This is a genomic window from Streptomyces anthophorae, assembly GCF_049310305.1.
Classification (GTDB): domain Bacteria; phylum Actinomycetota; class Actinomycetes; order Streptomycetales; family Streptomycetaceae; genus Streptomyces.
On record NZ_JBLWQQ010000001.1, the window covers coordinates 5,686,452 to 5,709,034 of the forward strand.

At 69.0% G+C, this 22,583-nt stretch carries 19 protein-coding genes and 1 tRNA gene; 3 read left to right on the forward strand and 17 right to left on the reverse strand.

The window, feature by feature from the left end; all coding sequences use genetic code 11:
* Nucleotides 1-93: 93 nt before the first annotated feature.
* From ACNYS0_RS25910 to ACNYS0_RS25925, 4 genes are all read right to left on the reverse strand, one after another.
* Nucleotides 94-1,545, reverse strand: a complete 1,452-nt coding sequence (locus ACNYS0_RS25910; protein WP_422476854.1) for a GH1 family beta-glucosidase — start codon at nucleotides 1,543-1,545, stop codon at nucleotides 94-96.
* Nucleotides 1,546-1,695: 150 nt separating this feature from the next.
* A complete protein-coding gene (locus ACNYS0_RS25915) occupies nucleotides 1,696-2,571 on the reverse strand; it encodes a carbohydrate ABC transporter permease (RefSeq protein WP_422476855.1) in 876 nt (291 codons plus the stop codon).
* The gene (locus tag ACNYS0_RS25920; RefSeq protein WP_422476856.1) at nucleotides 2,568-3,599 is read right to left on the reverse strand and encodes a carbohydrate ABC transporter permease; all 1,032 of its coding nucleotides are present in this window, start codon (nucleotides 3,597-3,599) and stop codon (nucleotides 2,568-2,570) included. Before ACNYS0_RS25920 ends, ACNYS0_RS25915 begins: the two co-directional genes overlap by 4 nt.
* Nucleotides 3,596-4,918 (reverse strand): ABC transporter substrate-binding protein, encoded by a 1,323-nt coding sequence (locus ACNYS0_RS25925; protein WP_422476857.1) that lies wholly within the window; start codon nucleotides 4,916-4,918, stop codon nucleotides 3,596-3,598. The genes ACNYS0_RS25920 and ACNYS0_RS25925 overlap by 4 nt, the downstream gene beginning before the upstream one ends.
* A 268-nt stretch (nucleotides 4,919-5,186) precedes the next feature.
* Here ACNYS0_RS25925 and ACNYS0_RS25930 point away from each other — a divergent pair, with 268 nt between their 5' ends.
* A complete protein-coding gene (locus ACNYS0_RS25930; RefSeq protein ID WP_422476858.1) occupies nucleotides 5,187-6,242 on the forward strand; it encodes a LacI family DNA-binding transcriptional regulator in 1,056 nt (351 codons plus the stop codon).
* Between the two features lie 92 nt (nucleotides 6,243-6,334).
* Here ACNYS0_RS25930 and ACNYS0_RS25935 read toward each other — a convergent pair.
* The 4 genes from ACNYS0_RS25935 to ACNYS0_RS25950 form a co-directional block, all read right to left on the reverse strand.
* Nucleotides 6,335-6,407: transfer RNA gene (locus ACNYS0_RS25935), tRNA-His, on the reverse strand.
* Between the two features lie 122 nt (nucleotides 6,408-6,529).
* Nucleotides 6,530-7,132, reverse strand: coding sequence for an oligoribonuclease (gene orn / locus ACNYS0_RS25940; RefSeq protein ID WP_422476859.1), 603 nt, complete (start codon nucleotides 7,130-7,132; stop codon nucleotides 6,530-6,532).
* 79 nt (nucleotides 7,133-7,211) lie between these two features.
* Nucleotides 7,212-8,423, reverse strand: a complete 1,212-nt coding sequence (locus tag ACNYS0_RS25945) for a GlxA family transcriptional regulator (RefSeq protein WP_422476860.1) — start codon at nucleotides 8,421-8,423, stop codon at nucleotides 7,212-7,214.
* Nucleotides 8,424-8,822: 399 nt separating this feature from the next.
* A complete protein-coding gene (locus ACNYS0_RS25950) occupies nucleotides 8,823-9,089 on the reverse strand; it encodes a hypothetical protein (RefSeq protein ID WP_422482780.1) in 267 nt (88 codons plus the stop codon).
* A 401-nt stretch (nucleotides 9,090-9,490) separates the two neighbouring features.
* Between ACNYS0_RS25950 and ACNYS0_RS25955 the strand changes: the two genes are divergently transcribed.
* Nucleotides 9,491-10,015 (forward strand): universal stress protein, encoded by a 525-nt coding sequence (locus ACNYS0_RS25955; protein WP_422476861.1) that lies wholly within the window; start codon nucleotides 9,491-9,493, stop codon nucleotides 10,013-10,015.
* A gap of 405 nt (nucleotides 10,016-10,420) precedes the next feature.
* Here ACNYS0_RS25955 and glmS read toward each other — a convergent pair whose 3' ends face one another.
* A complete protein-coding gene (gene glmS / locus ACNYS0_RS25960; RefSeq protein ID WP_422407477.1) occupies nucleotides 10,421-12,238 on the reverse strand; it encodes a glutamine--fructose-6-phosphate transaminase (isomerizing) in 1,818 nt (605 codons plus the stop codon).
* A gap of 17 nt (nucleotides 12,239-12,255) precedes the next feature.
* Nucleotides 12,256-12,513 carry a hypothetical protein gene (locus ACNYS0_RS25965; RefSeq protein WP_422407476.1) on the reverse strand — a complete coding sequence of 86 codons (258 nt, stop codon included), beginning with the start codon at nucleotides 12,511-12,513 and terminating at the stop codon, nucleotides 12,256-12,258.
* Between the two features lie 200 nt (nucleotides 12,514-12,713).
* On the opposite strand from ACNYS0_RS25965, the gene ACNYS0_RS25970 reads away from it, so the two are divergent.
* Entirely contained in the window at nucleotides 12,714-14,288 is a 1,575-nt protein-coding gene (locus tag ACNYS0_RS25970) for a purple acid phosphatase family protein (protein WP_422476862.1), read from the forward strand.
* A gap of 1 nt (nucleotide 14,289) precedes the next feature.
* Here the strand turns inward: ACNYS0_RS25970 and ACNYS0_RS25975 are convergent, their stop codons facing one another.
* The 7 genes from ACNYS0_RS25975 to ACNYS0_RS26005 form a co-directional block, all read right to left on the reverse strand.
* The gene (locus ACNYS0_RS25975) at nucleotides 14,290-15,156 is read right to left on the reverse strand and encodes a DUF4429 domain-containing protein (protein ID WP_422476863.1); all 867 of its coding nucleotides are present in this window, start codon (nucleotides 15,154-15,156) and stop codon (nucleotides 14,290-14,292) included.
* Between the two features lie 78 nt (nucleotides 15,157-15,234).
* Nucleotides 15,235-17,010, reverse strand: coding sequence for an IucA/IucC family protein (locus tag ACNYS0_RS25980; protein ID WP_422476864.1), 1,776 nt, complete (start codon nucleotides 17,008-17,010; stop codon nucleotides 15,235-15,237).
* Nucleotides 17,007-17,576, reverse strand: coding sequence for a GNAT family N-acetyltransferase (locus tag ACNYS0_RS25985; RefSeq protein WP_422476865.1), 570 nt, complete (start codon nucleotides 17,574-17,576; stop codon nucleotides 17,007-17,009). Before ACNYS0_RS25985 ends, ACNYS0_RS25980 begins: the two co-directional genes overlap by 4 nt.
* Complete coding sequence (locus tag ACNYS0_RS25990) at nucleotides 17,573-18,868, reverse strand: lysine N(6)-hydroxylase/L-ornithine N(5)-oxygenase family protein (protein WP_422476866.1); 1,296 nt, start codon at nucleotides 18,866-18,868, stop codon at nucleotides 17,573-17,575. The genes ACNYS0_RS25985 and ACNYS0_RS25990 overlap by 4 nt, the downstream gene beginning before the upstream one ends.
* Nucleotides 18,852-20,294, reverse strand: coding sequence for a lysine decarboxylase DesA (desA, locus tag ACNYS0_RS25995; protein ID WP_422476867.1), 1,443 nt, complete (start codon nucleotides 20,292-20,294; stop codon nucleotides 18,852-18,854). The genes ACNYS0_RS25990 and desA overlap by 17 nt, the downstream gene beginning before the upstream one ends.
* A 199-nt stretch (nucleotides 20,295-20,493) precedes the next feature.
* Entirely contained in the window at nucleotides 20,494-21,351 is an 858-nt protein-coding gene (locus tag ACNYS0_RS26000) for a siderophore-interacting protein (RefSeq protein ID WP_422476868.1), read from the reverse strand.
* Between the two features lie 4 nt (nucleotides 21,352-21,355).
* Nucleotides 21,356-22,402 carry an ABC transporter substrate-binding protein gene (locus tag ACNYS0_RS26005; RefSeq protein ID WP_422476869.1) on the reverse strand — a complete coding sequence of 349 codons (1,047 nt, stop codon included), beginning with the start codon at nucleotides 22,400-22,402 and terminating at the stop codon, nucleotides 21,356-21,358.
* Between the last annotated feature and the right edge of the window lie 181 nt (nucleotides 22,403-22,583).

Genomic DNA, 22,583 nt, shown 5'->3' on the forward strand with positions numbered 1-22,583 from the left:
GCTCGTATAGGTAAGTATCGTGCATATGCGCAAAATAAGGGCCGATGCGCGCTGCTGCCACACAGCGCGCACCGGCCCCTCTGCCCGCCGGGGTCAGGACTCGGCGGGCAGCCCCCCGGTTCGGGCCACCCGGGAGTACCAGGTGGCGCTGGACTTCGGGATGCGCTCCTGCGTCTCGTAGTCGACGTACACGGCGCCGAACCGCTTGCCGTATCCGTAGGCCCACTCGAAGTTGTCGAGCAGCGACCAGAGGAAGTAGCCGCGGACGTCGGCGCCCTGCTCGATGGCGTCGTGGACGGCGGCGAGGTGGCCGTGCAGATAGGCGATGCGGTCCGGGTCGTGCACGCGGCCATCGGCGTCGACCACGTCCTCGTACGCCGCCCCGTTCTCGGTCACGTACAGCGGAATTCCCGGCGCCTGCGAGGCGTGGTCGAGGAGCAGGTCGGTGAGGCCGGTCGGGTCCACGGGCCAGTTCATGGCGGTCAGTTCGCCGGACGCGTGGTGGAAGGCGACGTCGTCGGCGGCCGGCCACGGCGTGTGCTCGCCTCCGCCGTGCCCGTCGAGGCGGGGTCCGTCCTGGTCGGGGCGGGCGGCGGAGACGACGGCCGGGGTGTAGTAGTTCAGGCCGATGAAGTCGAGCGGCTGGTGGATCGCCGCGGTGTCCCCGTCCCGCACGAACGACCAGTCCGTGACGGCCGCGGTGTCGGTGATCAGGTCGCGCGGGTAGGCGCCCTTCAGCAGCGGCCCGGTGAAGACCCGGTTCGCCAGCGCGTCGATGCGGCGGCGGGCATCCAGGTCGGCAGGGGCGTCGGTGAGGGCCCTGACCACGCTCGGGTTCAGGCTGATCCCCACCTTGGCGCGGGCCGGCAGCACCTCACGCAGGGCCGAACTGGCAAGCCCGTGGCCGAGGTTGAGGTGGTGCGCCGCGCGCAGCGCCGCCGCCGGGTCCGTCCGCCCGGGGGCGTGCACCCCGGAGCCGTAGCCCAGAAAGGCGCTGCACCAGGGCTCGTTGAGGGTCACCCAGCTCTCGACCCGGTCGCCGAGCGCCTCGCCGACCAGCCCCGCGTACTCGGCGAACCGGTAGGCGGTGTCCCGCTCGGGCCAGCCGCCCGCGTTCTCCAACTCCTGCGGCAGGTCCCAGTGGTAGAGCGTCACGACGGGCTTGATCCCATGGGCGAGCAGCTCGTCCACGAGCCCCCGGTAGAAGTCGAGCCCACGCTGCACGGCGGGCCCGCGCCCGGTCGGCTGCACCCGCGGCCACGCCACGGAGAACCGGTACGCGGTGAGCCCCAGGTCGGCCATCAGCCGCACGTCGTCGCGCCACCGGTGGTAGTGGTCCACGGCGACGTCCCCGGTGTCACCGTTCACCACCTTCCCCGGCGTATGACTGAACGTGTCCCAGATCGACGGCGTCCGCCCGTCCTCCCGCACGGCTCCTTCGATCTGGTACGAGGCGGTGGCCGCCCCCCAAAGAAACCCGGCGGGAAACCGGGTCGCGACGGGGGCGTTGGCGAGGTCGGGGCCGGTGTTGTCGGTGGTGGTCATAGGAGCGCTCCCATAGATAGAAATTGGGCTGCTTCGGCGGGTAGGCCAATCAAGCCCCGCCGGCGATTGAGGCGCGGGGCCCGGGGCAGAGCCCCGAGACGTAGGACAGGCGGGGCGCAACACGAACACCCCGCCCACCCGGAGGGCGTGTCACCCCTTGACGGCCCCCTGCATGATCCCGCCCACAATCTGCTTCCCGAACAGCAGAAACGCGACGAGCAACGGCAACGTCCCCAACAACGCCCCCGCCATGATCACCGAGTCGTCGGGGATGTACCCCGTGCCCAACGCGTTCAGGGCGACCTGGACCGTCGGGTTCTCCTGGGTGAGGGCGATGATCGGCCACAGGAAGTCGTTCCAGGCCATGACGAAGGTCAGCAGCCCGAGCACGGCCATCGCGGGCCGCGCCGCGGGAAAGACGACGTGCCACACCACCCGCAGGCTGCTCGCCCCGTCGACCCGCGCCGCCTCGATGAGCTCGGACGGCAGCGCCTGCACCAGGTACTGCCGCATGAAGAACGTGCCGAAGGCGGACACGAGCGTCGGCAGGATGACGGTCTGGAGATGGTTCGCCCAGCCCAGATCGGTCATCCACAAGTACAGCGGTACGACGGCGAGTTGCGGCGGAATCATCATCGTGCCGATGGTCATCAGGAGCAGCGCCGTCGAGAACCGGAACTTCAGTTTGGCGAAGGCGAACCCGGCCAGCGTGGAGAACAGCACCGTGCCGACGGTGATGGCCGACGCGACGAGGATGCTGTTCCACATCGCCGCGCCGAGCCCCGCCTGGTTCCAGGCGGTCTCCAGGTTCTTGAAGAGGTTCCCGCCGATCCAGAACGGCGGCGGCGTCTGCGCGAGGCGCGCGTTGGTGCGCGAGGCCGCGATCACCGTCCACAGCAGCGGGGCGAGGGAGATCAGGGCGAACAGGGCAAGGGCTACGTACGTGACGGGACCCGCGTGCAGTTGCTTGCCCGCGCCGAGGACCCGGCGCCGCTTCGGCCGCGTCACATCTTCGATGGTGGTCATTGGGACTTCCTCAGCCGGCGGGAGATCAGTATGTTGATCGCGGCGACGACCAGCAGGATCAGGAACATCGACCAGGCGATCGCGGACGCCTTGCCGAGGTTGCCGACGATCCAGCCCTGGTCGTACATGTAGAGGCCGATCGTCTGGTACTGGTGCTCGGACCCGCCCTTGGTGCCGCTGACCCCGCCGAACAGCAGCGGCTCACCGAAGAGTTGCATCGCGCCGATGGTGGAGACCACGACCGTGAACAGGATCGTCGGCCGCAGCATCGGGATCGTCACGTGCCGGAACTGCTGCCAGCGGTTGGCCCCGTCGAGGGCCGCCGACTCGTAGAGGTCGGCGGGGATGGCCTGCATCGCCGCCAGATAGATCAGCGCGTTGTACCCGGTCCACCGCCAGATCACGATCGAGGACACCGCGAGCTGCGAACCCCAGTCGGACTCCCGCCAGTTGATCTTGTCGAGCCCGATGGAGTCGAGGATCCAGTTGATCATCCCGCTGTCCGGGGCGAAGAGCATCACGAAGACGAGCGTCGCGGCGGCCACCGACGTGGCGTACGGAGTGAGCACGACGACGCGCCACACGACCGAGCCGCGCAGCCGGTAGTTGAGCATGTGGGCGAGCCAGATCGCCGCGGCCAGCTGCGGCACCGTGGAGATCACCCCGATGGACAGGGTGTTCTTCAGCGCGTTCCAGAAGAAGTCCGACTGGAACAGGTTGGTGTAGTTCTCCAGGCCCGCCCAGGTCTGGCCGTCCAGGTTCGACAGCTGCACGTTGTGCAGCGAGTACCAGGCGGTGTAGAGCAGCGGCACCAGCGAGAAGGCACCGAAGATGATGAAGAAGGGGGCGATGAACGCGTACGGGGACGCCTTCATGTCCCAGCGGTACAGCCGGCTGCGCCAGGAGTCGGCGTTCTTCGGCGTACCGCGACCCTGAGCGCCCCGGGCCGCGCCCGACTCCTTCGTGGAGTCGGACGCGGCGTCGGCGCTCGACGCGGTGTGCGCGAGAGCCTCGTGGGAGCTGCTCACTGGCCGAGCACGTCCTTGACCTCATTGGTGGCCGCGTCCCAGCCCTGCTTGGGCGACTTGCCCTTCTGCTCGACCTGGAGGATGCCGGTGTCGGTGATCGCGGTGTTGATCGGCTGGTCCTTGATGCCGAAGATCTGCACCGGGATGGTCTTCGCCGAGTCGGAGAAGATCTGCGTGAGCGGCGCGTTCGAGAAGTAGGCCGTGGTGTCCGCCTTCGGCTTCAGGCTCGCGTACGCCGACGGGGTCGACGGGAAGCTGGCCTGCTTGGCGAAGACCTTCGCCTGCTGCTCGGGGGCGGTCAGCCACTTCGCGAGGGCGATGGCCTCCTTCTGGTGCTTGCTCGCCGTCGGCACGCCGATGAAGGAGCCGCCCCAGTTGGCCGCGGTCGGCGCGGCGGCGACGTCCCACTTGCCCTTGCCGGCGTCACCGGACTTCTCCTGGATGTAGCCGATCATCCACGCCGGGCAGGCGACGGTGGCGAAGGTGCCGTTCGCGTAGCCCTGGTCCCACGGCTTGTCGAACTGCTTCAGCTTCGCCGACATGTCGGAGGTCGCCACCTCCATCGCGGCGTCCCACGAGTCCTTCACGCCCTGGGACGTGTCCCAGATGACCTTGCCGCTCTTGTCGTAGTAGCGGTCCTTCGCGCCGCCGAGGGCCGCGTTGTAGACCGAAGAGGCGGAGTCCACGAACTTGGTGCCGTCCGGCGCCTTCTTCATGTAGTCCTTGCCGACGTCGACGTACTTCGCCCAGTCGCCCTTCCACATCTCGGCGAGCTTGGTGCGGTCGGTGGGCAGGCCGGCCTTCTTGAAGAGGTCCTTGCGGTAGCAGATCGCCATCGGGCCGACGTCGGTGCCGAGGCCGATCAGCTTGCCGTCCTTGGTGGTGGCCTGCTTGTTCTTCCAGTCCAGCCACTGCGACTTGTCGACCTCCTTGCCGAGATCGACGAACTTGTTCGCCTGCGTCTGCACGGCCTCGGTGATGTTGCCGATCTCGATGGCCTGGATGTCGTCGGTGCCGGACCCGGCCTGAAGACGGGTGAGGGTCTTGGGCCAGTAGACGTCGGTCCTGGTGGTGACGTTCTCCTTGATGGTGATGTTCTTGTGCAGCTTCATGTACTCGTCGTAGAGCCCGGCCTGCTTGTAACCGAAGGTGCCGAAGGTGCCGACCGTCAGCGTGGTCGAGCCCTTCTTGTCCCCGGAACCCCCGGCGCCCCCGGAGCCGTCGTCGTCATCGCTCGCACAACCGGCAAGCAGGCCTGTGGCCAGGGCGGCGACGACCGCGAAGGTCATCGCGCGTCGGGACGTACGGGCAGTGCGCATTGGTCCTCCAAGTGCTCATGTGCTCTTGATGCTGAGACGTGCAGATCCCGGCCTGCTGCCAACTGCTGTACTGGGCCCGTTCGTTCACGTGCGGCTCGGGCGGGGAACGTGCGGCTTCTGTATGCGTCCAGTAGGGTGGGAGCGCTCCCACCCGTGATGAGTTGAAGGGTCGTCGCTCGAACCCGGGGTGTCAAGACACTCGGCGACGACAAGTTCGTGCGGTTATCGGGCTGTTAGATTCCGCTCAAGATCTGGGGAGGTAGGAGTCATGGTGGCTCACGGCACGCACGGCAGGCGCCCGACCCTCGAGGAGGTCGCGGCCCGAGCGGGCGTCGGCCGGGGCACGGTCTCCCGCGTCATCAACGGATCGCCGCGGGTCAGCGACCGCACCCGGGCGGCGGTCGAGGAGGCGGTGGCCGAGCTCGGCTACGTACCGAACACGGCGGCGCGGGCCCTCGCGGCCAACCGCTCGGACTCGATAGCGGTGGTGGTCCCGGAGGCCGAGTCCCGGTTCTTCTCCGAGCCGTACTTCTCCGGCATGGTCGGCGGCGTCGGTCTCGCCCTCGCCGAGACCAACCTCCAGCTCCTGCTCACCTTCGCCCGCGGCGAGCGCGAACAGGACCGGCTCGCCGCCTACCTCGCCGCCCATCGCGTCGACGGTGTCCTGCTGGTCTCGGTCCACTCCGACGACCCGCTCGCGGACCGCCTCATGCAGATGGACATCCCGACCGTGATCAGCGGCCCCCGCTCCGCGGACGAGCCGCTGCCCTCGGTCGACACCGACAACTACGCGGGCGCCCGCTCCGCCGTCGAGCACCTGGTCTCCCGGGGCCGCCGGTCCGTCGCGATCATCGCGGGCCCGCTCGACGTGTACGGGGCCCAGCGCCGCCTCGCCGGCTACCAGGACGAGCTGGCCGCGAGCGGGATCGCCTACGACGAGAAGCTGGTGGCGTACGGAGACTTCACCGAGGAGGGCGGCCGCCGCTGCATGGAGGAGCTCCTGGAGCGCGGCACCGGCCTCGACGCGGTCTTCGCCTGCTCCGACCTGATGGCCTCCGGCGCCCGCCAGGTGCTGCGCGAGGCGGGCCGCCGCATCCCCGACGACGTCTCCCTGGTCGGCTTCGACGACTCGGTGATCGCCCGCCACATGGAGCCGGGCCTCACCAGCGTGCGCCAGCCGACCCGGGACATGGGCCGGGCGATGACGGAGCTGCTGCTCGACGAGATAGCGCTGGCCGCGGAGGGCAAGCGCTCCTCCGTCCGGCGCGGCACGCAGCGCCACCTGGTGCTTCCGACGGAGCTCGTGGTCCGCGCCTCGTCATAGCCGTGGCCCCGGGGCCCCGACCGTGGCCCTGATCGCCTCCGGGAACGCCGAAGGCCCCGGTTCTCTCGAACCGGGGCCTTCGGACCCTTCAGGGTGAGTGACGGGACTTGAACCCGCGGCCACCTGGACCACAACCAGGTGCTCTACCAACTGAGCTACACCCACCATGTCCGGTCGTTTGTCTTTCTTCCGACCGGCCGAGAAAAAGTGTACAGGGTCCGAAGGGGTGCTCGCGCACACCTTTTCCCGAGCGGGCCCGGACCCCGTACACAGGGGTTTGCGAGGGGTTACTCAGCAGGCAGGACGTACTTCGCCGCGATCGACTTCGCGGTGTCCGAGTCGGGTCCTGGCTGCGGGACGAAGACCGCCTCACGGTAGTAGCGCAGCTCGGCGATGGACTCGCGGATGTCGGCGAGCGCCCGGTGGTTGCCGTTCTTGTCCGGACTGTTGAAGTACGCCCTCGGGTACCAGCGCCTGGCGAGCTCCTTGACCGAGGACACATCGACGATCCGGTAGTGGAGGTAGTCCTCCAGCGTCGGCATGTCACGCAGCAGGAATCCGCGGTCGGTACCGACCGAGTTCCCGCACAGCGGGGCCTTGCCCGCGTCCTTGACGTGTTCACGTACATACGCCAGGACCTGCTCCTCGGCGTCCGCGAGCGTCGTGCCGCCCGCCAGCTCGTCGAGGAGGCCCGAGGCGGTGTGCATCGTGCGCACCACCTCGGGCATCTGTTCCAGGGCCTCGTCCGGCGGGCGGATCACGATGTCCACTCCGTCGCCGAGTACGTTCAGCTCCGAGTCGGTGACCAGTGCGGCCACCTCGATGAGCGCGTCGTTCGCCAGCGAGAGTCCGGTCATCTCGCAGTCGATCCACACCATGCGATCGTTCATGCGCCCAACCCTACGGGTCCGACCTTCTCACTGGCAGACGACGGGCGTCAGCTCCTGTGCCCGGTGCCGGGCCCCGGGGCTACGAAGCCGTGCGCGGGCCCGGCAGTCCCGAGTGGCCCATTGGCATCGAGGCCGCCGGCGGGCCGAGTGCGTTGGCGGCCGCCGTGCGCCGGGACTGCGCGGGGACCGGCGTCCCCTCGGTGCCCGGCACGCCCGTGAGCTCGACCGGCCTGTCGGGCTTCTCCGGCTTCCCCTGCCCCTGCCCCTCGCCCTGCGGCCTGCGCGCCCGGTAGGCGGCCCGGTACGCGGCGGGCGACGAGCCGAGCTGGCGCCGGAAGTGCCCGCGCAGCGCGACGGGGGAGCGGAAGCCGCAGCGGCCCGCCACCTCGTCGACCGAGTAGTCGGAGGTCTCCAGGAGCCGCTGGGCCTGAAGCACCCGCTGCGTGATCAGCCACTGGAGCGGGGCGGACCCCGTCAGCGACCGGAAGCGGCGGTCGAAGGTGCGGCGGCTCATGTAGGCGCGGGCGGCCAGCGTCTCCACGTCGAACTGTTCGTGTAAGTGCTCCAGTGCCCACGCGACGACCTCGGCCAGCGGGTCCGCGCCGATCTCCTCCGGCAGCGACCGGTCGAGATAGCGCTCCTGGCCGCCGCTGCGGCGCGGTGGGACCACCAGGCGGCGGGCGAGCGCTCCGGCCGCCTCGTTGCCGTGGTCCGTGCGCACGATGTGCAGACAGAGATCTATTCCGGCCGCGGTGCCGGCGCTCGTCAGTACGTCTCCGTCGTCCACGAAGAGCTCGCGCGGGTCCACATGGACCGACGGGTAGCGCTTGGCGAGCGTCGGTGCGTACATCCAGTGCGTGGTCGCCGGACGGCCGTCCAGCAGGCCTGCCGCGGCGAGCACGAAGGCTCCCGTGCACAGGCCGACGATGCGCGCGCCCTCTTCGTGAGCGCGGCGCAGGGCGTCCAACGCCTCCTCCGGTGGCGGAGAAGTGATGGACCGCCAGGCGGGCACGACGACCGTGCCCGCTCGCGATATCGCCTCTAGTCCGTGCGGCGCGGTGAGTTCGAGTCCCCCCGTGGTCCTCAGGGGCCCGTCTTCGCCCGAGCACACGAGCAATCGATAGCGCGGAACTCCCGCGTCCTGTCGGTCGATCCCGAACACGGAGAGTGGAATGGAACTCTCGAAGATGGGTCCGCCGCTGAACAGCAGCACCGCGACGATCTCTCGTCGACGGCGCCCCGACAGCTTGCGAGCCGCCGCCTCCGGCGCGGTGGTGGCGTCGTGGCTCATGCTGCTAAGCCCCCCTCGGTGATCCCGGCTCCCTCAATATTTTGACGGGTTGTTCGCTCCTGCACGTTTCCCCTCGGTGATGCACGAAGTCCCCCGCCGCCTTCAGATCAGACAGTCATGATCGAATCTACTGCGTCCCATGGTGCCGTCGTGACCAGTTAAGAACCTGACAGATTGTCGACATGGCAACTTGGCGTGAAGCATTCGATCACGAAGCGTCGCACTCAGGGCCGTTGCTGGGAAGTGGGCCTCAACTCCGTGGCCGGTCCCCGTAGGGCACAAGCGCCTTTCCCCGTGGTTTCGGCCCTGGTGGAAAGGGGGTTGGAGGAGGCGCAACGCAAGGGAGGGCCCGCTGACCCAAGTTGGCTGAAAATTATCGGAGCGTCGCGTTGAAACCGGTCAGCCAACCGGCGTATCCCACCCGGCCCGGCGCCCGCCGTCGCGTGCGTCAGGAGCGCTTCCGTCGTACTCCCTACGATGCGCGCTGCATTGTTCACTGTGCAACTGTGCAGCCCCGCGTTCCGACTGTCGAAGGAGCAGCCGGCACGCCGCGGTGATCGCCGCGAGGCCCAGCGCGGCGCCGCCCGCGCCCGCGGCGGACGAGCCGTACCAGACGAGTACGAGCGGCACCAGGACGCAACTGAACGCGGCCCAGCGCGCGGGCAGCCGCGGGTCGTGGTGGTGCGCGGCGCCGGGGCGGCGGTCGAGGGTCGGTACGGGCACTGAGCGCTCCCTGTGTCTCTCGGTACGCGAGTTCAACGCCGCCGACCGGCCCGGGTCACTTCGTCGGGGGACGTCGGACGCCCAGTTGAGTGCGCAAACCGCCTGTACGGGGCAGCAACCATTGCCATACGGGCGGCCCTCGTGCATGCTCCCCTGAACGCGGCGGAGCGAGACCATCGACGAAGAAGGCGCAGCTCTGGGGCCCGGAATCAGAGTCTGGGCAGAGGAGGAGTGTCGCCGTACCCTTGGGGGTATGGGGTTGGGAAGATGATTCCCGGACACAGCTCCGCCGATCAGTTGTCGTCCCCTCTTTAGAGGCCCACGAGGTACACGCCGAGACACTCATGGCCGGTCACGAAATCCCCGAACCCGCGGACCGCAAGCGGCAGGTCGCCGACCCCACGGCGACGCCCCGAGCGGCGGAAGAGACACGTCAAGCCTGTGATCCCGCTTTCAAGCACGGTGTCGTCGTCGGTTTCGACGGCTCGATGTCGAGCGAGCGGGCCCTGGCGTACGCGATCGGCATGGCCCACCGTTCGGGCTCGGGGCTGATCATCGTCCATGTGGCCAATCGGCTGCCCACCACGGTGTGGGCGGGCTGTGAACCGCCCGTGTTCGTGGACGTGCCGGATCACCGCACGGAGGTCCTGGGGCTCGAGCTGGCCTGCGCGGAGTATCTGGCCGAGGTGCCCTGGATCCTCGTCGAGCGCGGTGGCGACATCTGCCACGAGCTGGAGGAGGTCGGGCACGAGTACTCGGCCGACGCCATCGTCGTGGGCTCGACCCACGGGCTCGTCGGGCGGATCTTCGGCTCGGTCGCGGGACGCCTTGCGCGGCGCGCGCAGCGTCCCGTCATCGTCATCCCGTAAGTCCCCGCGGGCTGCCGGGAGTTGATTCGGCGTCAAATCACGCCGCTGGATAAATCTACTCTCGCGTAGAGGTGCTTTGTGCCCTTGTGAAGGGTAAATACGGGTCGCTGGAAGATGCTGGGCGGGCTGGTGGCCGGCGGGTGACGGCCGCCGGCCGACGGCCAAGGGGCGGGGCAATGGGCGGCCCCGGCCCTCTCGAAAACGGGTCCCGTACGCATGGTGGCGCGTACGGGACCCGTTTGTGCGGTCGTTGTTGCGCGGGGGCGGTGTTGCGGTCGCGGGGCTCTGCCCCGGGCCCCGCGCCTCAATCGCCGGCGGGGCTTGATCTGGGGCGCTGCCCCATGCCCCGCTGGCTCTCGTCCACACAGCGGGGCTTGATCTGCTCCAGTCGCGCTTGATGGTCGCCTATTCGACCGTGACCGACTTCGCCAGGTTGCGGGGCTTGTCGATGTCGCGGCCGAGGGCCAAGGCCGTGTGGTAGGCGAGGAGTTGGAGCGGGATGCCCATCAGGATCGGGTCCAGCTCGTCCTCGTTCTTCGGGACGACGATCGTGCGGTCGGCCTTCTCCTGCTCCTGGTGGGCGACCGCGAGGATGCGGCCGGAGCGGGCCTTGATCTCCTCCATCGCGGCGCGGTTCTTCTCCAGGAGGTCGTCGTCCGGGACGATCGCCACCGTCGGGAGCGCGGGCTCGATGAGGGCCAGCGGGCCGTGCTTCAGCTCGGAGGCCGGGTAGGCCTCGGCGTGGATGTACGAGACCTCCTTGAGCTTCAGGGACGCCTCGCGGGCCACCGGGTAGCCACGGACGCGGCCGATGAACATCATCGAGCGGGCGTCCGCGTACTCCTCGGCGATCTTCTTGATCTCCGCCTCCTGCTCCAGGATCTCGGTGATCTGGGCGGGGAGCTTGCGCAGGCCCTCGATGATCCGCTTGCCGTCGGCGACCGAGAGGTCACGGATGCGGCCGAGGTGCAGGGCGAGCAGGGCGAAGGCGACCGTCGTGTTGGTGAAGCACTTGGTCGAGACGACGCAGACCTCGGGGCCCGCGTGGACGTACACGCCCGCGTCCGACTCACGGGCGATGGCCGAGCCGACGACGTTCACGACGCCGAAGACGCGGGCGCCCTTGCGCTTCAGCTCCTGGACCGCCGCGAGGACGTCGTACGTCTCGCCGGACTGGGAGACCGCGATGTAGAGGGTGTCGGGGTCCACCACCGCGTTGCGGTAGCGGAACTCGGAGGCCGGCTCGGCGTCCGCGGGGATGCGGGCCAGCTCCTCGATCAGCTGGGCGCCGATCAGACCCGCGTGGTACGAGGTGCCGCAGCCGAGGATCTTCACGCGGCGGACCGTGCGGGCCTCGCGGGCGTCCAGGTTCAGGCCGCCCAGGTGCACCGTGGAGAAGCGGTCGTCGATGCGGCCGCGCAGCACGCGGTCCACGGCGTCGGCCTGCTCGGAGATCTCCTTGTGCATGTACGTGTCGTGGTCGCCCATGTCGAAGGAGGCGGCCTCGAGGTCCACGGTGGTCGGCTCGTTGGCGGTGCGGGTGCCGGCCGTGGTGTACGTACGGAAGTCGTCGGCCTTGAGCGTGGCCATCTCGCCGTCGTCGAGCGTGACGATCTGGCGGGTGTGGGTGATCAGCGCGGCGATGTCCGAGGCGACGAACATCTCCTTGTCGCCGATGCCGAGGACGACCGGCGAGCCGTTGCGCGCGACCACGATGCGGTCCGGGAAGTCGGCGTGCACGACCGCGATGCCGTACGTCCCCTCGACCAGGTGCAGCGCCTCGCGGACCTTGTCCTCGAGCTCGGGCAGCTGGGAGCGGGCGATGAGGTGGGTGAGGACCTCGGTGTCCGTCTCGGAGCGGAACTCGATGCCCTCGGCCGTCAGCTTGGCGCGCAGCTCGGAGGCGTTGTCGATGATGCCGTTGTGGACGACCGCGACCTTGTCGTCGGACGACATGTGCGGGTGCGCGTTCTCGTCGGACGGGGCGCCGTGCGTGGCCCAGCGGGTGTGGGCGATGCCCGTGGTGCCCTTGAAGCGGGCCGGGACCTTCGCCTCCAGGTCGCGCACCCGGCCCTTGGCCTTGACCATCTTCAGGCCGGTGGCCTTGGGGCTGGTGATGACGACGCCCGCGGAGTCGTATCCGCGGTACTCCAGGCGCTGGAGTCCTTCGAGAAGGAGCGGCGCGACGTCACGCTTTCCGATGTAACCGACGATTCCGCACATAAGTAGAGAAATTCCCCTCAGCCGTAGACGATGCGGCGCAGCTGGCGGAGGGAGAGCTCCGGCGGCGACACCGCCCGGTAGCGCAGATCCGCCAGGATCCGCTCGAAGATCTCCGCGTTCACCAGGCCCTGACCCTGGAGTTCGCGGTGCCGGCGGCGGACGTAGTCCTCCGTCGGCTCGTCGAAGTAGGCGAGCACGTCCTGGATCACCCGCAGCGCCTCGCCCCGAGTCAGGGCGGTGCTGCGCGTCAGGTGGTCGATCAGGTCCTCGTGCACGCAGCCGATCCTCGGGGTTGCGGGTCGTTTTCGCAAGAATCCTGCCCGAATTCGGGCAGGAGGTTCGCTCGGGTGGTCGTGGGTTGCGGTCGCGGGGCTCTGCCCCGGGCCCCGCGCCTCAATCGCCGGCGGGGCTTATTTATGGCCGCGTTCACCCGGAGTACCCCTGGTGGATAGGTGCCTCAAGCATCTTTCCGGGCATGGACATTCCACGTATGGGCGTACCCGACGAGCTTGCCGACCGGTCGCTCGCCGAGCAGCACGAATATCTGCGCAGCCGGTTCTCGCGGCGCACCGTGATGCGCGGCGGGGCCGTCACGCTCGGCGCGGTCGCGGGCGGGGTCTTCGTGCCGGGCGCCGCGCGGGCTGCGAGCACCACGGCCCCGGCGGCCGCCACGGAGGCCGTCGACGGCGCGCTCGTCGCGCCCTTCGGCCGGCACCTCTCCTACGGCGACGACGCGCGCACCGAGATGACCGTGTCCTGGCAGGTGCCGGTCGCGGTGAAGGACCCGTTCGTCCGGGTCGGGGGCAGCGCGGGTGAGCTGTCGCGGAAGATCCCCGCCGAGCTGCGCAGCCTCTACACCCCTGCGGGCGTCGGCACGAGCGCCGATCACACCCAGTACTACGTGCACGCGAAGCTGACCCACCTCAAGCCCGGCAGCACGTACTACTACGGGGTCGGGCACCGGGGCTTCGACCCGGCGTCGCCGAGGTTCGCGGGCACCATCGGCACCTTCACGACCGCGCCCGCCCGCTCCGAGCGCTTCACGTTCACCGCCTTCGGCGACCAGGGCGTCAGCTACCACGCGCTCGCCAACGACAGCCTGATCCTCGCGCAGGGCCCGGCCTTCCACCTGCACGCCGGTGACATCGCGTACGCGGACCCCTCCGGGCAGGGGAAGACCAGCGACACGTTCGACGCGCGGACCTGGGACCTGTTCCTCGCGCAGACCGAGACCGTCGCCAAGTCCGTGCCGTGGATGGTGTCGTACGGCAACCACGACATGGAGGCCTGGTACTCGCCGAACGGGTACGGGAGCCAGGAGGCCCGGTTCGCGCCGCCGCGCAACGGGCCCGACCCGAAGAACCTGCCGGGCGCCTACTCCTTCGTGCACGGGAACACGGCCGTCGTCTCGCTCGACGCGAACGACGTCTCGCACGAGATTCCGGCGAACCTGGGGCTGAGCGGAGGGACCCAGACCACCTGGTTCGAGCGGCAGTTGAGGAAGTTCCGGGCGCCCGGGTCAGGGATCGACTTCGTTGTGGTCTTCTTCCACCACTGCGCCTACTGCACCGCCACCGCGCACGCCTCCGAGGGCGGGGTGCGCAAGGAGTGGGTGCCGCTGTTCGAGAAGTACACGGTCGACCTCGTGATCAACGGGCACAACCACGTCTACGAGCGGACGGACGTGCTGAAGGGCGACAAGGTCACCAAGGAGCTGCCGATCGGTGGCACGGCGTACCCGGAGACGGACGGCGTCGTGTACGTCACCGCGGGCGCGGCGGGCAAGGGGCTCTATGAGTTCCCGGTCGACGACTCGTACGAGGGGCACGAGAAGGAGGTCGATCCGTTCGCCTCGTACGTGACGCAGGAGGGTGGCAAGAAGGAAGTCACCGTCGACTGGTCGCGGGTGCGGTACACCAACTATTCGTTCCTGCGGGTCGACGTGGAGCCGGCGCCCGTGGGGCGGACGGCGAAGCTGACCGTTCGGGGGCTGGCGGAGACGGGGGCGGAGGTCGACCGGTTCGTGGTGGCGCGGAAGGTACGCACGTAGGTCACATCCGTTTGAGCAGAGCCGCCTTCGCGAGCTTGAACTCCTCGTCCGTCAGGACGCCCTGGTGGTGGAGGTCGCCCAGTTCGCGGAGGCGGCGGAGGAGGGCGTCGTGGTCGTCCTCCGCCGGGGGCTGCGGGGGAGGCGGGGTCTCCTCCAGGGCAGGGGTCGGGGTCGTATGGGGGAGGCGGGCCTGGACCGCTGCTGCCACCAGGGCCATCAGTGGGTCCTTCTTGAAGCCCCACAGTTCGATGGAGTTCGGGTCGTACTTCGGCGGCGCCTTCGTCGGTGACGAGCGGACCGTGAAGCGCAGGCAGCCGTTCTCCAGGCCGATGGCCGGCTGCCACTCGACCGCCGTGATGTCGCCGAGCGCGAGCACCCGCGTGCCCGCCGAGGACTTCGCCTCCTCGGTCTTCCAGTTCCACTCCAGGCGCACGCGCTCCCCGTCGAAGCTCGCCGTGCCGTCCCCAGCGGAGACGGACAGCGGTACGGCGGGGCCCGGCAGGAGGTACGTGGTGCAGGGCGTGGCGGGAACCTCCTCCAGGAGCAGCGCGTTGCGCACCTCGTCCACGAAGTACTCGGCGACGCCGTAGCGGTCCGATTCGACGGTGAGCTGGTACGGGTCCGCGCCCTCGGTCAGTTTGCCGCCCGTCGCCTGGAGCAGCGGGTCCGCGCCGTCGCGCAGGCGCAGGCGCAGCCGGCCCGTCTTCTTGCCCTGCTCGAAGGAGGCGCCCGCGAGCGCCGTCAGCGGCACGGTCAGCTCGCCCAGCGCCTTGCGGAGCGGGCTGACCCCCTTGTCCCGGCCCGGCACGAGCCGCAGCGTGTCCCCGAGATACGTCCAGGTGCCGTCGCGCTGGATGATTTCCGCCATGCCGCCATTCTCGTACGGGAAAGGGGCCCGGGAGGACCGTCTCCCGAGCCCCTGGTCCACAGGACCGGCCAAACCCCGTTACGCGATGGGGTTCTCCAGGTCGCCCACCAGCTGAAGCGCGCCCGACGGGTCCGCCAGGTCGACCATCTGCTCGTTGTTGCGCAGCTGGAGGCGGTTGAGGGCGGAGAGCGAGAAGTGCGGGGCGAACATGTCGAACCGCTCGAACTTCTCCGCCAGTTGGGGCATCGCCTCCTGGTAGTCGCGCACGCAGTCCGCGACCGTCGACCAGAACGTCTCCTCGTCCACGACGCCGTCCTCGACGAGGTTCGCCGCGAGGAAGCGGAAGAAGCAGTCGAAGACGTCCGTGAAGATGGACAGCAGCTTCATGTCGTCGGGGACCTCGGCCTTGATGCGCTCCACGGCGGGCGGCAGCACCGCGTCCATGTCCATCACCGCGATCTCCTCGGCGATGTCCTTGAAGATCGACCGCTTGACGACGCCCCGCTCGTCCAGGACCAGGATGACGTTCTCGCCGTGCGGCATGAACACCAGGTCGTAGGCGTAGAAGCTGTGCAGGAGCGGGGTCAGGTAGGACTTCAGGTACGGCTTGAGCCACTCGCGGGGGGTGAGGCCCGAGCGCTCGATCAGGGCGCCCGCGAAGGACTTGCCCTCGCGGTCCACGTGCAGGAGGGACGCCATGGTCGCCAGGCGTTCGCCCTCCGCGAGCGAGTTCACCGGGGACTCGCGCCACAGCGCCGCCAGCATCTTGCGATACGGCGAGTAGCGGTCGGTGGCGGCCTCGTACTCCAGGTGCCGGTAGCCGACGGCAGCGCGCTCGCGGATGATCGTCAGGCCGGTGTCCTTGAGCACCTCGTCGTTCTCGATGAGGTTCGCGAGCCAGTCGTTGATCGCCGGCGTCGCCTCCATGTACGCCGCCGAAAGGCCACGCATGAAGCCCATGTTGATGACCGAGAGGGCCGTCTTCACGTAGTGCTTCGTGGGCTCGCTCTTGTTGAAGAACGTGCGGATCGACTGCTGCGCCAGGTACTCGTCGTCGCCCTCGCCCAGGCACACCAGGTTCTGCTGCGCGACCTCGGCGGCGAAGGTGACGGAGAGCTTGTTCCACCACTGCCACGGGTGGGCGGGGATGAGGAGGTAGTCGGCCGGGTCGAGGCCCTTGTCGCGCAGGACCGTGTCGAAGCGCGCGATCGTCCCGTCGCCCAGCTCGGCGCGCAGGAACGACTCGTACTCCAGGCCCACGCCCGCCGTGAACGCCGCGCGCTCGCGGCTCGCCGCCAGCCAGATCAGCCGGACGGGGCTCGCGGTCTCGGGGGCGTACGAGAGGTACTCGTGGACACCGAAGCCGAGGCGGCCGTTGTTGGCGACGAAGCAGGGGTGGCCCTCGGTCATGCCCGTCTCGATCGCCTGGAAGTCGCCGGTGGCGGCGAGTTCGGCGGAGTCGACGTACGGCTTCGTCAGTTTGAAACAGGTGCCGGAGAGCGTGGAGGAGATCTCCTCCAGGTAGACCGGGAGCGTCGAGTCGCTCAGGCCCAGGCTGTCCTTCAGCTCGATGAAGAACTGGAGGGCGTTCAGCGGGAGTTCGGCGCCGTCGCGGTGGCGGGTGATCGAGTCGGCGGAGACCTGCCAGTGGTCCAGGCGCAGCCGGCGCGCGGTGAACTCGTAGCGGGTCAGGCCGTCGTCGCTCAGGACGAAGAACCGGTCGGGGCCCGTGGCGGCCTCGGGTATGAGGAGCCGCTCGTGGCTGAACTCGGCCAAGGCCTTGCGGATGAGGAGGCGGTTGGCCTCGGCCCAGCGCTCGGGGGTCAGGTGGGTGGCGGCGTCGGCGATGCTCATGCTGCGGTCGTCCTTCCCGTGGCCGCTTCGAACTGGGCGCGCGTGCAGAAGCTCAGCAGCGCCTTCTTCTCCGGCTTGTCGATCTCACGCTCGGGGACGAAGCCGACAGCCTCGTTCAGGGCGTGGACGGCCTTGTTCCGTACGTCGGGTTCGACCACGACGCGCTCCACCGAAGGGTCGGCGAAGAGGTGCTCCATCACGGCGGTGATCACGGCGCGCGTGAAGCCCGGGACGCGGACGTCGGAGGGCGCGGTGAGGAAGTGCATGCCGATGTCGCCGGGCTCCGGCTCGTACAGGCCGACCAGCTCGACGTACCGCGGGTCGTAGCGCTCCATCAGGAAGGCCGGTTCGCCGTCGTGCAGGCCGAGGAAGGCATCGTGGTGCTCGTGCGCCGCGATCGACATGTACTCGCGCTCGACGTCCTGGAGCCTGGCCTCCTGCATCAGCCAGAAGGCCGCCTTGGGGTCGGTGACCCAGCGGTGCAGCAGCTCGGCGTCGACCTGTGCGTCGACCGGCCGGAGGGTCAGATTCCCTACGGTGCTTTTCGTGGTGCTCGTATTGCTCATGCTGCGAACTCCTGGAACGCGATGGTCTTCTCGACGGGGTAGTACTCGGTGCCGAGCAGCTCGCCGATGATGTAACTGTTGCGGTAGGCGCCCATGCCCAGGTCGGGGCTGGTGATCGAGTGGCTGTGCACGCCCGCGTTCTGGAGGAAGATGCCGCGGCCCGTGGTGTCGATCGAGTAGTTGCGGGCGACGTCGTAGCGGCCCCGGCCGTCCCAGCGGATGCGGTCCTTGACCGGCTCAAGGAAGGCGGGAGTGGCGTACTTGTAGCCCGTGGCGAGGATCAGGCCCTCGGTCTCGAGCTCGAACTCCTTGTCCTGCTCCTCCTGGTGCAGGCCGAGGGTGTACGTGCCGGTGGCGGACTCGTAACCAGCCGTGCGGAGAGCCGAGTTGGTGAGCAGCCGCGTCGGGACGGGACCGTTCAGACCCTTCTGGTAGAGCAGGTCGAAGATGGCGTCGATCAGCTCGCCGTCGATGCCCTTGAACAGGCCCTTCTGCCGCTCCTCCAGCGAGTAGCGGGTCTGCTCCGGCAGCTGGTGGAAGTAGTCGATGTAGTCCGGGGACGTCATCTCCAGCGTGAGCTTGGTGTACTCCAGCGGGAAGAAGCGCGGCGAGCGCGTCACCCAGTTCAGCCGGTAGCCGTGCACGTCGATCTCGCCGAGGAGGTCGTAGTAGATCTCGGCGGCGGACTGCCCCGAGCCGACCAGCGTGATCGACTTCTTCTTCTGGAGCTGCTCCTTGTGCTGCACGTAGCGGGAGTTGTGGATGACCCCGTCGCCGCCGAGCCCCTGGCACGCCTCGGGGACGTACGGCGGAGTGCCGGTGCCGAGGACGAGGCGGCGGGCCCGGTGGGTCTCGCCCTTGTCGGTGGTGACGAGGTAGACCTCGGCCGCCTCGTCGTAGCGCACCTCGGTGACGGTCGTCGAGAAGCGGATGGACGACAGCTTGGCGGCCGTCCAGCGGCAGTAGTCGTTGTACTCGACGCGCAGCGGATAGAAGTTCTCGCGGATGTAGAACGAGTACAACCGCCCCGATTCCTTCAGGTAGTTGAGGAAGGAGTACGGCGAGGTGGGGTCGGCGAGCGTCACCAGGTCCGACATGAACGGGGTCTGGAGGTGGGCCCCGTCGAGGAACATGCCCGAGTGCCACTCGAAGTCCGGCTTGGACTCGATGAACAGGCCGTTCAGCTCGTCGATCGGCTCGGTGAGCGCGGCCAGGCCGAGGTTGAAGGGGCCGAGCCCGATCCCGATGAAGTCGTGCACGGTGTTCTTCGTCGTCTCAGGATGCGCGGTCAAGGGTGTCTCCCAGGTACTGCTCGGCGTGGCCGGCGATGAGGTCGAGGACGGCTCGGATGTCGGCGAGCTTTGTCTCGGGGTTGAGCAGGGTGAACTTCAGGTACTGGCGCTCGCCCACCTTGGTGCCCGCGACGACGGCGTCGCCCGAGGCGAACAGGGCCTTGCGGGCGTGGAGGTTGGCGCGGTCGATCTCCGCGGGGTCGGTGGCACCGGCCGGGATGTAGCGGTAGACGAGCGTGGACAGGCTCGGCTCCACGACCACGTCGTAGCGCGGGTCGGCGGCGAGCAGCTGCCAGCCCTCGTGCGCCAGCTCGCACACCTCGTCGAAGAGGGAGCCGATGCCCTTCGCGCCCATCACGCGCAGCGTCAGCCACAGCTTGAGCGCGTCGAAGCGGCGCGTGGTCTGGAGGGATTTGTCGACCTGGTTGGGGATCCGCTCGGCGACCGTGCGGCGCGGGTTGAGGTACTCCGCGTGGTACGTGGCGTGCCGCAGCGTGGCACCGTCGCGGACCAGGATCGCGCTCGAACTCACGGGCTGGAAGAACGACTTGTGGTAGTCGACGGTGACCGAGTCGGCGCGCTCGATGCCGTCGATCCGGTCGCGGTTCCTGTTCGAGACGAGCAGCCCGCAGCCGTAGGCGGCGTCGACGTGCATCCATGTGTCGTACTGGGCGCACAGCTCGGCGACCTCGGGGAGCGGGTCGATGGAGCCGAAGTCGGTCGTCCCCGCGGTCGCGACGACGGCCATCGGGACGAGCCCGTTCTCGCGGCAGCGCTCCAGCTCGGCGGCGAGGGCCACGGTCTGCATGCGCTTCTCGCGGTCGACCGGGACGGAGACGACCGCCTCCGGGGGGAGGCCGAGCAGCGTCGCGGACTTCTTGACGCTGAAGTGGCTGACCTCGGAGGCGAAGACGCGGAGTGCGGACAGGTCCTTCGACTTGGCCTCCTCGCGGGCCAGCAGCAGCGCCTGGAGGTTGGACTGGGAGCCGCCGGAGGTGAACACGCCGTCGGCCGCGGGTCCGAGGCCGATGCGTCCGGTGGTCCAGTCGATGAGCTTGCGCTCGATGAGCGTGCCGCCCGCGGACTGGTCCCAGGTGTCGAGCGAGGAGTTGACCGCGGCGAGGATCGCCTCGCCGAGCACGGCCGGGATGACGACCGGGCAGTTGAGGTGGGCGAGATAGCGGGGGTGGTGGAAGTAGACGGCGTCGCGGAGGTAGACGTCCTCCAGCTCGTCCAGGGCGGCGATCGTGTCCTGGAGCGGCTCGTCCAGGTCGACCGCGTCGACGGTGGGGGCGAGCGCGTCGGGGGTGACGCCGGTGAACGGCCTTGTGGTGGTGGCGAGTTTGGCCGCCACCCGCTCGACTCCCTCGGTCACGGAACTGCGGTACAGCTCCGCGGTGGTGTCATTGAGCAGGTGCGAGCGCATGAACGGTTCCTCCGGGTGGGATGGGGTGGTTCCCGGGTGGGGCAGGAAAAAGGGCGAGGTCGCGAACCCTTTGATTAGGTTAGCCTAACCTAACTTCGGCTCGCGACCCCGCCCCCTGTTCTGTGGCTGGATTGGCTGGAATGTTCTGTTGTGAGTGGTGTGAGTGGTGTGAGTGGTGTGAGTGGTGCGGGCAGGGGTGTTACCCCGCCCGCAGCGCGTCCTCGCTCATGCCGCGCCGCCAGTACCCGACGAACGTGACCGCACGCTTGTCGTAGCCGCGCTCGCGCACCAGGTGCCGCCGCAGCTCCTTCATCGTTCCGGACTCACCGGCCAGCCAGGCGTACGGACTCGTGGCCTCGGGGAGCCGGGCCGCGCGCACCGCGTCCACCGCGGAGGGTGTGCCCTCGTCGCGGACCAGCCAGGTCACCTGGATGTCCGCGAGCGTGATGATCGGCTGGATGTCCGCGCGGTGCGGAACCTCCAAGTACACGTGCGCCGAGACGTGTTCGGGCAGCCAGGCCAGCACGCCGAGCGCGGCCGGAAGGGCGGTCTCGTCGCCCCACATGAGGATCTGGTCGAAGTCGTCCTGGGGGCGGCAGCGCACCGCGGCGTTGTCGGCGATCGCCGGGCCGAGCACGACGGCACGGTCGCCGGGGGCCGCGGCGCGGGCCCAGCGGCAGGCGGGGCCGGAGGCCGACGGGTCGTCGTCGTGCAGCACGAAGTCGATGTCGACTTCCTCCGCGGGGAAGCGGCGCTGGCCGCTCAGCGTGTACGAGCGCATGATCGCGCGCTCGTCGTCCGGGATCGCCCGGTAGGCGGTGTGCCAGCCGCGGCCGTCGTCGCCCGGGGTGATCGGCGGGAGCACGGGGGCGTCCTGGCCGGGGTGCGGCAGGAAGAGGGAGAGGGACTGGTCCCGGCCGCCGCCGTGGAATTCGGCGAGCTCGGGCCCTGTGAAGGTGACCCTGAGGAGCGACGGGCCGAGCCGCCGCGTGCGGACCACTTGCAGATCGAAGAATCGGAAAGGGGCAACAGCGGGGGCTTCGGCCGTCGTCGTCATGGGATCAGGACACCTTCTTCGCCGTCTCGATGGCCTTCGCGAGGTCTTCCAGGAGCGGGGCGCACTTGTCGTAGGACAGGATCGGCTCGGGGGAGCGGGAGATGACCTGGCCCGCCTTGACCGCCGGCAGCTTCTTCCAGGTCGGCTCGTCGATGTCGGCGGGCTGAATCGCCTGGGCGCGGTCGTCCATCATGATGATGTCGGCCTTGTGCTTGTTGACGTTCTCCCAGCTCAGGTTCTCGAACCAGCCGCCGGACGCCTTCTTCGCGCCCTCCGAGGGCTCCACGAAGTTCACGCCGAGCGCCTTGAAGTACTCCAGGTCGATGGAGAGGTTCGTGCCCGAGACGTAGAAGATGTCGGGGCTCGCGCTGCCCGCCATCACCTTGATGTCGGGGTTGGCCTTGGCCGCCTTGCGCAGCCGGGCCGCGGCGTCCTCGAAGCGCTTCTTGGCCTTGACGACCTTGTCGGCCTTCAGGTCGGCGCCGAGCGACTCGGCCAGCTTGTAGACGTGCTCCAGCGGCGTCGTCAGCTGGCGGTCGTAGACGGAGATGCCGACGCTCGGGGCGAGCTTGGCGACCTTCTTGGCGGACTCCTCGGGGACGTACCAGAGGGTGCCCGCGCCGTCGAAGATCGTGGTGATCAGTACCTGGGGGGAGAGCCCCGCGTACTTCTCGATGTTGAACTGGCCCCACTCGTTGCCGATGACCGTGACCTTGTCGACGGGCATGTCGCCGGCCTGGACGTCGGGCTTGCCGCCCTTCGTGGTGGTCGGGCCGAAGACGCCCTTGACCTGGATGCCGTAGTCGTAGAGGGCGGCGCCCATGCCGGTGAAGGCGACGATCTCCGTCGGTACCTTGTCCAGCTTCACGGTCTTGCCGCGGTCGTCCTTGTACGACCAGGGGCCGGACTTCTTCGCCGCGCCCGCCGAGCTGGAGCCGCCGTCTTTGGAACCGCCGTCGCCGCAGGCGGCGAGTGCGGCTCCGAGGCCGATGGCGCCGGTCGCGGCGAGTATGCCGCGGCGGGTGGGGCGGGACAGTCGGGCGTTGGGCATGACGGGCAACTTTCGGACGTGCCATGGCGGCGACCGGGCGGGGTGCAAACTCAGGGTAGGTTAACCTAAGTTCCCCGGTTGTCCAGAGGGCGGGGCCGCGCGAATCAAGCCCCTGCGGCGATTGAGCAGCGGGGTCCGGGGCGGAGCCCCGGGACCGCGCCCCCGGCGCAGGCGCTGAAAG